At 70.8% G+C, this 14,096-nt stretch carries 11 protein-coding genes and 2 tRNA genes; 10 read left to right on the top strand and 3 right to left on the bottom strand.

Going from position 1 to position 14,096, the window contains the following annotated elements:
* Nucleotides 1-171 precede the first annotated feature (171 nt).
* From gnd to ABTY20_RS12635, 7 genes are all read left to right on the top strand, one after another.
* Nucleotides 172-1,047 carry a phosphogluconate dehydrogenase (NAD(+)-dependent, decarboxylating) gene (gene gnd, locus ABTY20_RS12605; protein ID WP_351996970.1) on the top strand — a complete coding sequence of 292 codons (876 nt, stop codon included), beginning with the start codon at nucleotides 172-174 and terminating at the stop codon, nucleotides 1,045-1,047.
* 74 nt (nucleotides 1,048-1,121) lie between these two features.
* Nucleotides 1,122-2,243, top strand: a complete 1,122-nt coding sequence (gene recF / locus ABTY20_RS12610) for a DNA replication/repair protein RecF (RefSeq protein WP_351996971.1) — start codon at nucleotides 1,122-1,124, stop codon at nucleotides 2,241-2,243.
* Nucleotides 2,240-2,782, top strand: coding sequence for a DciA family protein (locus tag ABTY20_RS12615; protein ID WP_351996972.1), 543 nt, complete (start codon nucleotides 2,240-2,242; stop codon nucleotides 2,780-2,782). The genes recF and ABTY20_RS12615 overlap by 4 nt, the downstream gene beginning before the upstream one ends.
* Before the next feature lie 432 nt (nucleotides 2,783-3,214).
* Nucleotides 3,215-5,275, top strand: coding sequence for a DNA topoisomerase (ATP-hydrolyzing) subunit B (gene gyrB, locus ABTY20_RS12620; protein ID WP_351996973.1), 2,061 nt, complete (start codon nucleotides 3,215-3,217; stop codon nucleotides 5,273-5,275).
* Nucleotides 5,276-5,317: 42 nt separating this feature from the next.
* Entirely contained in the window at nucleotides 5,318-7,912 is a 2,595-nt protein-coding gene (gene gyrA, locus ABTY20_RS12625) for a DNA gyrase subunit A (protein WP_351996974.1), read from the top strand.
* 18 nt (nucleotides 7,913-7,930) lie between these two features.
* The gene (locus ABTY20_RS12630; protein WP_351996975.1) at nucleotides 7,931-8,677 is read left to right on the top strand and encodes a DUF3566 domain-containing protein; all 747 of its coding nucleotides are present in this window, start codon (nucleotides 7,931-7,933) and stop codon (nucleotides 8,675-8,677) included.
* Between the two features lie 121 nt (nucleotides 8,678-8,798).
* Nucleotides 8,799-8,875, top strand: a tRNA-Ile gene (locus ABTY20_RS12635).
* A 309-nt stretch (nucleotides 8,876-9,184) separates the two neighbouring features.
* On the opposite strand, the gene ABTY20_RS12640 is transcribed toward ABTY20_RS12635, so the two are convergent.
* A complete protein-coding gene (locus tag ABTY20_RS12640) occupies nucleotides 9,185-9,553 on the bottom strand; it encodes a DUF6344 domain-containing protein (protein ID WP_351996976.1) in 369 nt (122 codons plus the stop codon).
* Between the two features lie 339 nt (nucleotides 9,554-9,892).
* On the opposite strand from ABTY20_RS12640, the gene ABTY20_RS12645 reads away from it, so the two are divergent.
* Together ABTY20_RS12645 and ABTY20_RS12650 are read left to right on the top strand one after the other, a co-directional pair.
* The gene (locus tag ABTY20_RS12645) at nucleotides 9,893-10,021 is read left to right on the top strand and encodes a DLW-39 family protein (protein ID WP_003999697.1); all 129 of its coding nucleotides are present in this window, start codon (nucleotides 9,893-9,895) and stop codon (nucleotides 10,019-10,021) included.
* A gap of 137 nt (nucleotides 10,022-10,158) precedes the next feature.
* A complete protein-coding gene (locus ABTY20_RS12650; protein WP_351996977.1) occupies nucleotides 10,159-11,490 on the top strand; it encodes a hypothetical protein in 1,332 nt (443 codons plus the stop codon).
* Between the two features lie 19 nt (nucleotides 11,491-11,509).
* Here the strand turns inward: ABTY20_RS12650 and ABTY20_RS12655 are convergent, their stop codons facing one another.
* A complete protein-coding gene (locus tag ABTY20_RS12655) occupies nucleotides 11,510-13,075 on the bottom strand; it encodes a serine/threonine-protein kinase (RefSeq protein ID WP_351996978.1) in 1,566 nt (521 codons plus the stop codon).
* 85 nt (nucleotides 13,076-13,160) lie between these two features.
* A complete protein-coding gene (locus ABTY20_RS12660; protein ID WP_351996979.1) occupies nucleotides 13,161-13,709 on the bottom strand; it encodes a helix-turn-helix domain-containing protein in 549 nt (182 codons plus the stop codon).
* A 182-nt stretch (nucleotides 13,710-13,891) separates the two neighbouring features.
* Between ABTY20_RS12660 and ABTY20_RS12665 the strand changes: the two genes are divergently transcribed.
* A tRNA-Ala gene (locus ABTY20_RS12665) sits at nucleotides 13,892-13,964 on the top strand.
* Nucleotides 13,965-14,096: the final 132 nt, after the last annotated feature.

Raw genomic sequence — 14,096 nt, forward strand, 5'->3', positions numbered from 1 at the left:
GCAGTACGCCGGTGCGGATCGGCCGCTGACCGCCGTTCCCGAGCAAAGCCGCAGGTGAGGGTTGCGCATGAGCGCGTATGCCCACAGATGTGCGCGCGCGTCCGGGTTTAGGCTCGGACGCCGGCACGTACGTGCCGTCACGCCATGTCGCATACCTAAGGATCACAACTGATGGAGCTCGGTCTCGTCGGCCTCGGCAAGATGGGCGGCAACATGCGCGAGCGGATTCGCCGCGCGGGTCACACCGTCTTCGGATACGACCGCAACCCGGACCTCGCCGATGTCCACAGCCTGCGGGAGCTTGTGGGCAAGCTCAGCGGCCCCCGCGTGGTGTGGGTGATGGTTCCGGCGGGTGAGCCGACCCAGTCCACGATCGACGAGCTCGCCGAGCTGCTCGAGCCGGGCGACGTCGTCGTGGACGGCGGCAACTCCCGCTGGACGGACGACGAGAAGCACGCCGGGGAGCTGGCTGCCAAGGGCATCGGCTTCGTCGACTGCGGTGTCTCGGGCGGCGTCTGGGGCCTGGAGAACGGCTACGCACTCATGTACGGCGGCGACAAGGAGCACGTCGCCAAGGTGCAGCCGGTGTTCGACGCCCTCAAGCCGGAGGGCGACTTCGGCTCGGTGCACGCGGGCAAGGTCGGTGCCGGTCACTTCGCGAAGATGGTCCACAACGGCATCGAGTACGCCATGATGCAGGCCTACGCCGAGGGCTGGGAGCTGCTGGAGAAGGTCGACTCGGTGACCGACGTCCGTGAGGTGTTCCGCTCCTGGCAGGAGGGCACCGTCATCCGCTCCTGGCTGCTCGACCTGGCGGTGAACGCCCTCGACGAGGACGAGCACCTGGACGGGCTCCGGGGTTATGCACAGGACTCCGGTGAGGGACGCTGGACTGTGGAGGCCGCCATCGACCACGCGGTCCCGCTGCCGGCGATCACCGCCTCGCTGTTCGCGCGGTTCGCCTCCCGCCAGGAGGACTCGCCGCAGATGAAGATGATCGCGGCGCTGCGGAACCAGTTCGGCGGTCACGCGGTCGAGAAGAAGTAATCCACAGGGCACGTCACGCATCCACAGGACCGTTTCCGCGGTCCGCAACGCCGGGGGAGGTCGGCGGAACGACCATGCACGTCACGCATCTGTCGCTGGCCGACTTCCGGTCCTATCCCCGGGTCGAGGTCCCGCTCGACCCGGGGGTGACGGCCTTCGTCGGGCCCAACGGGCAGGGCAAGACGAACCTGGTCGAGGCGGTCGGCTATCTCGCCACCCTCGGCAGCCACCGGGTCTCCTCCGACGCCCCGCTGGTCCGCATGGGCGCGGACCGCGCGATCGTCCGGGCCCAGGTCCGACAGGGTGAGCGGCAGCAGCTGGTCGAGCTGGAGCTGAACCCGGGACGCGCCAACCGTGCCCGTATCAACAGGTCCTCGCAGGTCAGGCCCCGTGACGTGCTGGGGATCGTCCGTACGGTGCTGTTCGCGCCCGAGGACCTCGCCCTGGTCAAGGGCGATCCCGGTGAGCGGCGCCGGTTCCTGGACGAGCTGATCACCGCGCGTTCCCCGCGCATGGCCGGTGTCCGCTCCGACTACGACCGGGTGCTCAAGCAGCGCAACACGCTGCTGAAGTCGGCCGCGCTGGCCCGTCGGCACGGCGGCCGGACCCTGGACCTGTCCACGCTCGACGTGTGGGACCAGCACCTCGCGCGCGCGGGCGCCGAGCTCCTCGCCCGGCGGCTGGATCTGATCGGGGCGCTCCAGCCGCTGGCCGACAAGGCGTACGAGCAGCTGGCGCCCGGCGGCGGGCCGGTCGGGCTGGAGTACAAGCCGTCCGCGCCGGGCGAGGCCCATGCGCGCGAGGATCTGTACGAACAGCTGATGGAGGCCCTGGCCCAGGCGCGCAAGCAGGAGATCGAGCGGGGGGTGACCCTGGTCGGTCCGCACCGCGACGACCTGCTGCTCAAGCTGGGTCAGTTGCCGGCCAAGGGCTACGCCTCGCACGGCGAGTCCTGGTCGTACGCGCTGGCGCTCCGGCTGGCCTCCTACGACCTGCTGCGCGCGGAGGGCAACGAGCCGGTCCTGGTGCTCGACGACGTCTTCGCCGAGCTGGACGCGCGGCGCCGCGAGCGGCTGGCCGAGCTGGTGGCGCCCGGTGAGCAGGTCCTGGTGACCGCGGCGGTCGACGACGACGTGCCCCCTGTGCTGGCGGGTGCGCGCTTCGCCGTGTCCGGGGGGACGGTGGAGCGCGTATGAGCGAGCGGCAGTCCCCCCCGGGCGGTGGCGGGAAGGCGCCCGAGCCGTCCGGTGTCGACCTGGCGCGCGTGGCGTTGCGCGCGGCCAGGGAGGCGGCCCGCGCGCGCGGGGACGCGGCGCAGCAGCGGAAGCAGGCGCGGCGCGGTGGTCTGCGCTCCGGTGCGCGCGCCGACCGGCGTGATCCGATGGCGCTCGGTTCGGCGATCAGTCGGCTGCTCACGGAGCGCGGCTGGGAGGCTCCGGCCGCGGTGGGCGGGGTGATGGGGCGCTGGCCCGAGATCGTCGGTGAGGACGTGGCCAAGCACTGTGAGCCGGAGCGCTACGACGAGGAGGAGCGGGTGCTGGTCGTGCGCTGTGACTCCACGGCGTGGGCGACGAATCTGCGGCTGCTCGCGCCGACCCTGGTCGCGCGTCTGAACGAGGACCTCGGACACGGCACCGTGCGGTTGATCAAGGTGGTCGGTCCGGTAGGCCCGGCCCGTCGTTTCGGTCCCCTGCGTGCTCCGGGGAGCACGGGTCCGGGGGACACGTACGGGTGAGGGGGCGCCCGTTCCGGGCCCTTCGTCCCTCCGTGATGGACATCACACATCGGGCTCCGACGGTGCCGTACCGCCGTCGGCGCCCCCTTCGTCGTGGAGCCGCGCACGGTCGCGGACCGCCACCTGACTCCTCAGTAGCCAAGGGTTGACGGCCCGAAGCGCTGAGTGCCCTCGTGGGGCTCCTGGAGCCCCCATCCGCATATCGGGAGTCGGACGAGACCGGTTGAGGGCGGCACATGCGGACTCAGGTGCCCGCAAACCCCCATCGTTGTCAGTGCTACCGGTAGAATGGAAGACAATCCCGCCCCGAACGTGGGGACCGCCCGGGAAAAGCTGAGCAACGCTGATCAAGGCTTACCAACGCAACATGCCGCAGCCGCTCCGGCAACCTGCCGACGAGCCCGGCTCGTGCTGTGCCAGAAAGGGCGCTTCGTGGCCGATTCCGGCAACCCCAACGAGAACAACCCGTCCACCGAGACCGGCGTGAACGACGCGGTGAGCACCTCGCCCGGCGAGGCTTCCGCCTCGTACGACGCCAGTGCCATCACCGTCCTCGAGGGTCTGGACGCGGTCCGCAAGCGACCCGGTATGTACATCGGCTCCACCGGTGAACGCGGTCTGCACCACCTGGTGCAGGAGGTCGTGGACAACTCCGTCGACGAGGCGCTGGCCGGTCACGCGGACACGATCGACGTCACGATCCTCGCCGACGGCGGCGTCCGGGTCGTCGACAACGGCCGCGGCATCCCGGTGGGGATCGTCCCCTCCGAGGGGAAGCCCGCCGTCGAGGTCGTGCTGACCGTGCTGCACGCGGGCGGCAAGTTCGGCGGTGGCGGCTACGCGGTCTCCGGCGGTCTGCACGGCGTGGGCGTCTCCGTGGTCAACGCGCTGTCGACGCGGGTCGCCGTCGAGGTCAAGACCGACGGCCACCGCTGGACGCAGGAGTACAAGCTGGGCGTCCCCACGGCGCCCCTCGCCAAGCACGAGGCCACCGAGGAGACCGGCACGTCGGTCACCTTCTGGGCCGACGGCGACATCTTCGAGACCACCGACTACTCCTTCGAGACGCTCTCCCGGCGCTTCCAGGAGATGGCGTTCCTCAACAAGGGCCTGCGCATCAACCTCACCGACGAGCGCGAGTCGGCGAAGGCCACCGCCGGTGCGGACGAGGCGGGCGAGGACGAGAAGTACGAGGTCAAGAGCGTCTCGTACCACTACGAGGGCGGCATCGTCGACTTCGTGAAGTACCTCAACTCCCGCAAGGGAGAGGTGGTGCACCCCACCGTGATCGACCTGGAGGCCGAGGACAAGGACAGGCACCTGTCCCTCGAGGTCGCGATGCAGTGGAACGGCGGCTACAGCGAGGGCGTGTACTCCTTCGCCAACATCATCCACACCCACGAGGGCGGTACCCACGAAGAGGGCTTCCGCGCGGCGCTCACCTCGCTCATCAACAAGTACGCGCGGGACAAGAAGCTGCTGCGCGACAAGGACGACAACCTCACGGGCGACGACATCCGCGAGGGTCTGACCGCGATCATCTCGGTCAAGCTGAGCGAGCCGCAGTTCGAGGGCCAGACCAAGACCAAGCTGGGCAACACCGAGGTCAAGACCTTCGTCCAGAAGGTCGTCTACGAGCACCTCAACGACTGGCTGGACCGCAACCCCAACGAGGCCGCGGACATCATCCGCAAGGGCATCGCGGCGGCCACCGCGCGCGTGGCGGCCCGCAAGGCGCGCGACCTGACCCGCCGCAAGGGCCTGCTGGAGTCGGCGTCGCTGCCGGGCAAGCTGTCCGACTGCCAGTCGAACGACCCCACCAAGTGCGAGATCTTCATCGTCGAGGGCGACTCCGCCGGCGGCTCGGCCAAGTCCGGCCGCAATCCGCAGTACCAGGCGATCCTCCCGATCCGCGGCAAGATCCTCAACGTCGAGAAGGCGCGCATCGACCGGATCCTGCAGAACCAGGAGATCCAGGCGATGATCTCCGCGTTCGGCACCGGTGTGCACGAGGACTTCGACATCGAGAAGCTCCGCTATCACAAGATCATCCTGATGGCGGACGCCGACGTCGACGGCCAGCACATCAACACCCTGCTGCTGACGTTCCTGTTCCGCTTCATGCGGCCGCTGGTCGAGGCCGGGCACGTGTATCTGTCCCGCCCCCCGCTCTACAAGATCAAGTGGGGCCGGGACGACTTCGAGTACGCGTACTCCGACCGCGAGCGCGACGCGCTGATCGAGATGGGCCGCCAGGCCGGCAAGCGCATCCGCGAGGACTCCGTGCAGCGGTTCAAGGGCCTCGGCGAGATGAACGCCGAGGAACTGCGCATCACCACGATGGACCAGGAGCACCGCGTCCTCGGCCAGGTCACCCTGGACGACGCCGCCCAGGCCGACGACCTGTTCTCGGTCCTGATGGGCGAGGACGTCGAGGCCCGCCGCGCGTTCATCCAGCGCAACGCCAAGGACGTCCGCTTCCTCGACATCTGAGTCGGTCTCAGCTGACCGCACCAGGAAGGACCTTCACCAGCAATGACCGACGAGAACACTCCTGTGACGACGTCCGAGGGCGACGCCCCGGCGATGCGCGTCGAGCCCGTCGGGCTCGAGACGGAGATGCAGCGCTCGTACCTCGACTACGCGATGTCCGTCATCGTCTCGCGTGCGCTGCCCGACGTCCGTGACGGCCTCAAGCCCGTCCACCGCCGCGTGCTGTACGCCATGTACGACGGCGGTTACCGCCCCGAGCGCGGCTTCTACAAGTGCGCCCGCGTCGTCGGCGACGTCATGGGCAACTACCACCCGCACGGCGACTCCTCGATCTACGACGCGCTGGTCCGCCTCGCGCAGCCGTGGTCGATGCGGATGCCGCTGGTGGACTCCAACGGCAACTTCGGCTCCCCGGGCAACGACCCGGCGGCGGCGATGCGCTACACCGAGTGCAAGATGGCGCCGCTGTCGATGGAGATGGTCCGTGACATCGACGAGGAGACCGTCGACTTCACGGACAACTACGACGGCCGCTCCCAGGAGCCGACCGTCCTGCCGGCCCGCTTCCCGAACCTGCTGATCAACGGTTCGGCCGGCATCGCGGTCGGCATGGCGACCAACATCCCGCCGCACAACCTGCGCGAGGTCGCGGCCGGTGCCCAGTGGTACCTGGAGAACCCGGAGGCCTCCCACGAGGAGCTCCTGGACGCGCTGATCGAGCGCATCAAGGGCCCCGACTTCCCGACCGGTGCCCTCGTGGTCGGCCGCAAGGGCATCGAGGAGGCCTACCGCACCGGCCGCGGCTCGATCACCATGCGCGCGGTGGTCGAGGTGGAGGAGATCCAGAACCGCCAGTGCCTGGTGGTCACGGAGCTGCCGTACCAGACCAACCCCGACAACCTGGCGCAGAAGATCGCCGACCTGGTGAAGGACGGCAAGATCGGCGGCATCGCCGACGTCCGCGACGAGACGAGCTCCCGCACGGGCCAGCGCCTGGTCATCGTCCTCAAGCGGGACGCGGTCGCCAAGGTCGTCCTGAACAACCTCTACAAGCACACCGACCTGCAGACCAACTTCGGCGCCAACATGCTGGCCCTGGTCGACGGCGTGCCGCGCACCCTCTCCCTGGACGCGTTCATCCGGCACTGGGTGACGCACCAGATCGAGGTCATCGTCCGCCGCACGCGCTTCAGGCTGCGCAAGGCCGAGGAGCGGGCGCACATCCTGCGCGGCCTGCTGAAGGCCCTGGACGCCATCGACGAGGTCATCGCGCTGATCCGGCGCAGCGACACCGTGGAGATCGCGCGCGGGGGCCTGATGGACCTGCTGGAGATCGACGACATCCAGGCCAACGCCATCCTCGAGATGCAGCTGCGCCGACTGGCCGCCCTGGAGCGCCAGAAGATCGTCCAGGAGCACGACGAACTCCAGGCGAGGATCAACGAGTACAACGAGATCCTCGCCTCCCCGGTCCGCCAGCGCGGCATCGTCAGCCAGGAGCTGGCCGCGCTCGTCGAGAAGTACGGCGACGACCGCAAGACGAAGCTGATCCCCTACGAGGGCGACATGTCCATCGAGGACCTGATCGCCGAGGAGGACATCGTCGTCACGGTCACGCGCGGCGGCTACATCAAGCGCACCAAGACCGACGACTACCGGGCCCAGAAGCGCGGCGGCAAGGGCGTACGCGGCACGAAGCTCAAGGAAGACGACATCGTCAACCACTTCTTCGTGTCCACCACCCACCACTGGCTGCTGTTCTTCACCAACAAGGGCCGGGTCTACCGGGTGAAGGCCTACGAGCTGCCCGACGCCGGCCGGGACGCGCGCGGGCAGCACGTGGCGAACCTGCTGGCCTTCCAGCCGGACGAGACGATCGCCCAGATCCGTGCGATCCGCGACTACGAGGCGGTGCCCTACCTGGTCCTGGCCACCAAGGCGGGCCTGGTGAAGAAGACGCCGCTGAAGGACTACGACTCCCCGCGCTCGGGCGGCGTCATCGCCATCAACCTGCGCGAGCAGGAGGACGGTTCCGACGACGAACTGATCGGTGCCGAACTCGTCTCGGCCGACGACGATCTGCTGTTGATCAGCAAGAAGGCGCAGTCGATCAGGTTCACGGCGACGGACGACACGCTGCGTCCCATGGGCCGCGCGACCTCGGGTGTCAAGGGCATGAGTTTCCGCGAGGGGGACGAGCTGCTCTCGATGAATGTTGTTCGACCCGGTACGTTCGTGTTCACTGCCACAGACGGCGGGTACGCGAAGCGGACCGCAGTCGACGAGTACCGGGTCCAGGGCCGCGGCGGCCTCGGCATCAAGGCCGCCAAGATCGTCGAGGACCGCGGAACCCTCGTCGGCGCGCTGGTGGTCGAGGAGGCCGACGAGATCCTCGCCATCACGCTGTCGGGCGGTGTGATTCGTACGCGAGTCAACGAGATCAGGGAAACCGGCCGTGACACCATGGGCGTCCAACTGATCAACCTGAGCAAGCGCGATGCCGTGGTCGGCATCGCCCGTAACGCCGAGGCCGGACGCGAGGCGGAGGAAGTCGACGGCGACGTGGCCGTGGACGAGACCGCCGACGGAAGCGCGGCCATCGGCACGGACGAGGGCGAGGCGCCCTCACCCGAGTAGCACGAGGAGAGAGTCAGCGTGAGCGGAGCCACGGGCGCCGGACCGGCCGGAACCAGCAGGGGAACGGACGGCGGCGGCCGTGGCTCCGCCGCGCGGGCGGCCGACCCGCACACGACCAATCTCAAAGCGATCAAGGCGCCCGTCAGGGACGTCTCCTCGTCCAGCAGGCAGGGATCCCAGGGGGGAACCGTGACGGACACCCGAGGCCCGCAGCAGGCCGCACCCGACCAGGGCGCTGCCGCTCAGACGGCCTCACCGCTGCCGGGGGAACGGCAGTCGCAGCAGCAGGCGGGCCCGTACCACCCGCCGCAGGCCTACCCGGCGCAGGACGACGCGGCGGCCGGCCAGGCCGGCGCGGTACGACGCCCCCGCACCGGGGCGCGCACCGTCCCGCGCGTGCGCAAGGCGCGCCTGCGGGTGTCGAAGGCCGACCCGTGGTCGGTGATGAAGGTCAGCTTCCTGCTCTCCATCGCGCTCGGCATCTGCACGATCGTCGCGTCCGCGGTGCTGTGGATGGTCATGGACGCCATGGGCGTGTTCTCGACGGTCGGCGGCACGATCTCCGAGGCGACCGGCTCCAACGGGTCGAACGGCTTCGACCTCCAGGCTTTCCTGTCGCTGCCCAACGTCCTGATGTTCACGACGGTCATCGCGGTCATCGACGTCGTCCTGGCGACGGCGCTGGCGACGCTCGGCGCGTTCATCTACAACCTCTCCGCGGGCTTCGTGGGCGGTGTGGAGCTCACCCTCGCCGAGGACGAGTGAGCTGACCACCGCGCTTTCCCCGCCCGCTCCGGCGGCCCTGCGACAACCGATTTTGGGACTTCCCCGGTCGTGCGCTAATCTTCAGGAGTCAGCGCGCGGGACACACACCGCACAGCGCGGCGGGGCTATAGCTCAGTTGGTTAGAGCGCATCCCTGATAAGGATGAGGCCACAGGTTCAAATCCTGTTAGCCCCACCAGCGAGAAGACCCCCAGTCGATACCGGCTGGGGGTCTTCTCCGTCCCCGGCCGGTATCGGCCACGAGGGCGCGGCCCGGCAGGGCGGCGCGGACGGGCCCGGGTGCCGCCGTGGCTCCTCCGGTCCGCCCCATGGCGGAAAACCCGCGGTGGCCGGCCGCTGTCCCCGCCGCGGACAGCGCGGAAGACCCCGGTCGGGTGCCGACCGGGGTCTTCCGGTGTCAGTGCGCGTGCCGTGGTGCTGTACGCGAGTTCGCCAGGACTTCGGGGAGCGAGGACGGCACGAGGGGCTCGGGGCGTGTTCCCGGCGGTCAGCGCTGGAGGGGGATGCGGCCGGTGGCGGGTTCCGTGCGGGTGGACGTGGTGTCGTCGGCGCAGTCGGCGGAATCCGGCTCCTTGGCCGTGTCCGCGGACGGGTGGTGCCGGCAACTGGGAGACTTGCCGTGGGCCTCGGCGTGGATGCGCTGTTTCATCGTGGGGGGCAGGGCCCTGACCGGCGACCAGGGCCGGAGGGGCTTCGTCGGTGCCGATGCGTTCGGGGTGCTGCCGCTGTTGCGCGTCCCGTCGGTCTGCGGTACCGCCGCGGAGGCGGTCGTGGTGATGAGTCCGAGCGCCGTGCACAGCGCGAGGAAGGCGGTGACGATGGCGTTCCACAGCTTCGTGACCTTGCTCCTGGCCATGGCCCCTCACTTTCGGGTCGGGCGATTTGCGTACTTTCCTCATGATGTGTATGGGGTCCGAGAAGTGGTGGACCGACGCCCGCGGCGCGTGGATGTTCAGATGAACACCACACGGATGGGTGCATGGGGGCCGGAAAAACGGGGACACGGCGGAGAAGGCGCCGGAGTGACCGTCCGCGCGGGTCCGGTCACCCTCCGGCCGACTCGCCGTGTCCCGCTCCTACTGCGCCGCGCCGGAGGGCAGTTGGAGGGGCCGACACAGGTCACCGATCGATATCGACCGGTGTGTATAGTCGGGCGCCAGAGGTCCCCTACGTCAACGAAAGACGAGGTCGCGCGGTGAAGAAGCTTCTCCTGGTCGCACTGGCCGCCATCGGCGGGCTCCTCGTGTACCGCCAGATCCAGGCGGATCGCGCCGAGCAGGATCTGTGGACGGAGGCGACTGACTCCGTGCCCACGGGTTCGTGAGTACCGATATCCGACGCTGAACAGACCCCGGCCGCCTCGCGGTCGGGGTTTTGTGTGCGCCGGGGGCTTGTCGGCGGGCCTCGTCCGCGGGGCAGGATGGGCCGCGGACGAGGCCCGGACGACGACGGGGGTGGCGGGTGAGGGGACGGCGGGGTACGACGGCCCGGGCCGGGCACGGCGGTCCCCCGGCCGGCGGGCGTGCGGGCGCGGTGGTGCTCGCCTCCGTGATGGTGCTGGGCCCGTGCGGTGTGCTGCCGGGGCAGGAGGCCGTCGCGGACGAGGCCACCGGAGGGTACGCCTTCGCCGAGGGCGCGCGGAGGATCGACGGGGCCCCGAGCACCGCGGGTTCCCTGCCGCTGGAACCCGGCCGCACCTACCGGAGCACCCTCCCGGCGAGCGGCACGGTGTACTACCGCCTCGAGCTCGACGGCAGCACGAGCGTCCACGCCTCCGCCACCGTCGTGCCCCCCGCCGGCCGCACCGCCTCCGTCATCGACGGCGTCAAGGTGTCCGTGCAGGACGGCGAGGGCCGCTCCTGCGACGTGGACACGGCGAGCTTCGGCACCGCGGGCAGTCTCCATCCGGTCGCGGCCTGGGCCATGCGGGAGATATCCCCCAGGAAATCCCTCTGCCAGCGGGCCGGCACGTACTACCTGAGCGCCGAACGCGTCGATCCGCAGGGCGAGGGCGCCTCCTCCGGCCCCTGGGAGATGGAACTCACCACCGTCGCGGAGCCGGCCGCGCGGAGGACCGGTGCGACGAGCGCGCCGGAGGAGTGGAACTCCGCCCCGCCCCGGCCGCCGGCCGGGAAACCCGAACGGCGCCCCGGCGGCGCGGGCTTCGCCCGGGCCGCCCCCGTCGGCCAGGGCGTCTGGCGGGACGACATCCGCCCCGGTCGGACACTCTTCTACCGGGTCCCCGTCGGCTGGGGCCAACAGCTCCACGCCACCGCCGAACTGGACGGTCCGGACGCGGGGGGCGGCTATGTCGCCGCCGCGCTGGACCTGGACCTCTACAACCCGGTGCGCGGTCGCGTCGTGGACGTGGGCGTCGGGTACGACGGCGGCCGGAAGGCGGAGAGCCTCGCCCCCCTCCCGCCGGTCGCGTACGCCAACCGGTACGCCGCGGGCCCCCGGGACGGGGCGATGCGGTTCGCCGGGGCGTACTACCTCGTCGCGCACCTCTCGGCGGAGGTGGCGGACGTCTTCGGCGACGGGCCCGTCCCGCTGACGCTGCGGGTGCGGCTGAGCGGTACGGCACAGGAGGGCCCCGCGTACCTGGGGGAGTCCGTGCCGCCGGACGTCTTCACGGTCACGGAGGAGGACAGCCGGGCGGCGGCCGAGGGGGAGGACGCCAGCGGCGCGGCCGCCTACCGGGCGCTCGCGGTGGGCGGCATCGGCACCGGCACCGCCCTGCTGGCGGGGCTCGGGGTGTGGACGCTGGCGGCCCGGCGGCGGGCCGTGCCGTGAGCGCCGCAGGAAGCGGCGGTCAGAGGCGCGTGAGGGCCCAGAACCCCACGGCGTAGCAGACCAGGGCCAGGAGCAGGAGCGGCACGGCCGCCTTCGCCGGAGGGCCGCCGGGGCGGCGGGCGCGTCGGCGATGGGTCCGCGGGGCGGTGGACCCGTGCCGCGGCACCGCCTCGCCCGGAGACGGGACCGGTGCGGGCCGGGCGGTGTACTCGGCGGTGGAGGCGTCGGGACGTCCGGCCGGCCGGGACGGGGGGCGCAGTCGGTGCGTGGGGTCGTGGGGGGAGGCGTACGGGGCGGTGTCGGTCGGCTGCCGCCACGCGCCGTGGGGGGCCCGTACCGGCGCCTGAGGGGCCTGCCCGGGGGGCTGCGGCGGAGTCACGGGGGAGGAGGCGGTCGCGGTCCGGGGCGGCGGCAGAGGGAAGCTCCCGGTGTCCGACATCCCGGGCGGGCGCGGCGAGGCGCCGGACGCGGTGCTCGGACGTGGACCGGCGGACACGGCGCCTTTGCCCCCGCCGAGGCCCGTGCCGGACGCTCCCGGGCCGGTTCCGGCGCCCGTCGGCGGGGCCGGCCGGGCGGACACGGGGCCGGCCGCGCCATCGGAGACATCCGTGCCGCCCGTGCCCCGGCCGGACCCCGCCCCGGCGCCGGTCGGCGGGGAGCCCCGTTCCTCCTCCGGGGCCGCACGCACCACGCCCGACGCCCGCTTCAGTGGGCCGTCCGCGGCGAATCCCGGGGGAAGCGGGCCCAGTTGGTCGAAGATCTCGATCAGTTCGTCGTCGGGTCCGGGCTCCGGAAGCAACTCCACGGCCGCCGCGAGCGCCTTCCGCGCCCCCGTGGCCGTGCGGAACCGCGCCTGCGGGTCAGGCTGGAGGAGTGAGGCCACCACCTGCCACAGCGGCTCGGGGATGCCCTGGGGGGCGCCGGGTGTCCCGTGGTCGGTGAAGTACTGGATGAGGGCCTTGGCGTCCGGTTTGGCGCCCTCCAGCAGATACAGCGCGACCAGGCCCACGGCGAACAGGTCGGCGGGGAAGTCCGGTTCGGAGCCCATCAGCTGCTCCGGCGCGAGATAACCCGGCGTGCCCACCACCAGGTCGGTCTCGGTCAGCCGGGGCTCGCCCAGCCGCATCGCGATGCCGAAGTCCGACAGCCGCAGCCGCGGCCTGCCCGTGCCGGTGGCCTCCAGGAGCACGTTGGCGGGCTTGATGTCACGGTGCACGACGTCCTCCGCGTGCACCGCGGCGAGCCCCGCCAGCAACTGGTCGAGCAAGGTGCAGACGAAGGCCGGCGGCAGCGGCCCGTAGTCGCCGACCAGGTGGACCAGCGAACCACCGGCCACCAGGTCCATGGTGAACAGGACCTTGTCGTCGTCCGCCGCCCAGCTGGTGGGTGCCAGGACATGGGGGTGATCGATCCGCAGCGCCTGCTCGCGCACGAAACGGAGCAGGGAGTGGGCGTCGCTCTGCAGCAGGACCTTGGCGGCCACATAGCGGCGGCGGCGGTGGTCCCAGGCGCGCCAGACGGCGCCGACACCCCCACGCCCGATCGGATCGACCAGTTCGTACCGGCCGGCGAAGACCTCACCCATCGCTGTGCGTCGCTCCTCCCCTGCGGCGTCCCCCGACTTCCGCGCGCCCCGGTGGCCGGTCCCCCTTCGGCCACCGGGCGGGGAATCAGTTCTGGTGGGCCTGGTAGTGCGTGACCGCGTCGGAGGTGCGGCCCGCGCCGTAGACCCGGAGGAACTCTGCCAGTTCGGGGTGGGTGGGGGCGAGGGTGTCGGCGGCCTCGATGATGTCGCCGGCGGCGGCCACCGAGCGCAGCAGGGACTGGATCTCACGGACCACCCGCTTGACCGTGGGAGCTCCCGAACCGCTCGTCGTCTGGGTGGTGTTGCTGAGCACCGAGCCCCCCTGGGACTTCTTGATCTCGTCCATGCGCTCGGTCGCCTCGGCCGCGCTCACGCTGCCGTCCGCCACCTGCCCCGCCAGGTCCTGCAACAGCTGCACCCGCTGCACCACGGCGGGATTGCCGATCTTCGCCCGCTGGCCGCTCATCAGCTGCGACAACATCGGCGCGGACAGTCCCAGTACCCCCGCGAGACGAGCCTGGTTGAGACCCAGGTCGTCTATGAGCCTACGGAAGAGCGTCCCCAGCGGCTCCCCGTACCAGTTCCGCTGCAGTTCCCGCGCCCTCGCGGTGGCTTCCTGCTGTGCGGCGTCCATTGCGTCTCCCCATCGCTTCCCCAGGAACCGTGGTTCGCTGTAGCGAACCACGTCCGAGCATCTTACGGAGAGTGGTTGGTCACGGGGACCCCCAATCTTTTTGCGGAATCCCCGGGAGGACCCGGTACTCTGGTTCCCGGCGCCCACCGGGATGTGTTTCTCGCAGGTGGACGCTTCTCTCCGGGGCCTTAGCTCAGTTGGTAGAGCGCTGTCTTTGCATGGCAGATGTCAGGGGTTCGACTCCCCTAGGCTCCACTACCGGACCCCTCCCACCTGCGGAAACGCGATGGGAGGGGTCTGCTGTTTCACGTGAAACGGCGCGGTGGGGCGGTCGACACCCCGGTCTTCCGCCCCACCGCGCCGCCGGCGCCCTGCGGCAGGCCGGGT

Source organism: Streptomyces sp. NPDC126497, from assembly GCF_040302425.1.
Lineage (GTDB): Bacteria > Actinomycetota > Actinomycetes > Streptomycetales > Streptomycetaceae > Streptomyces.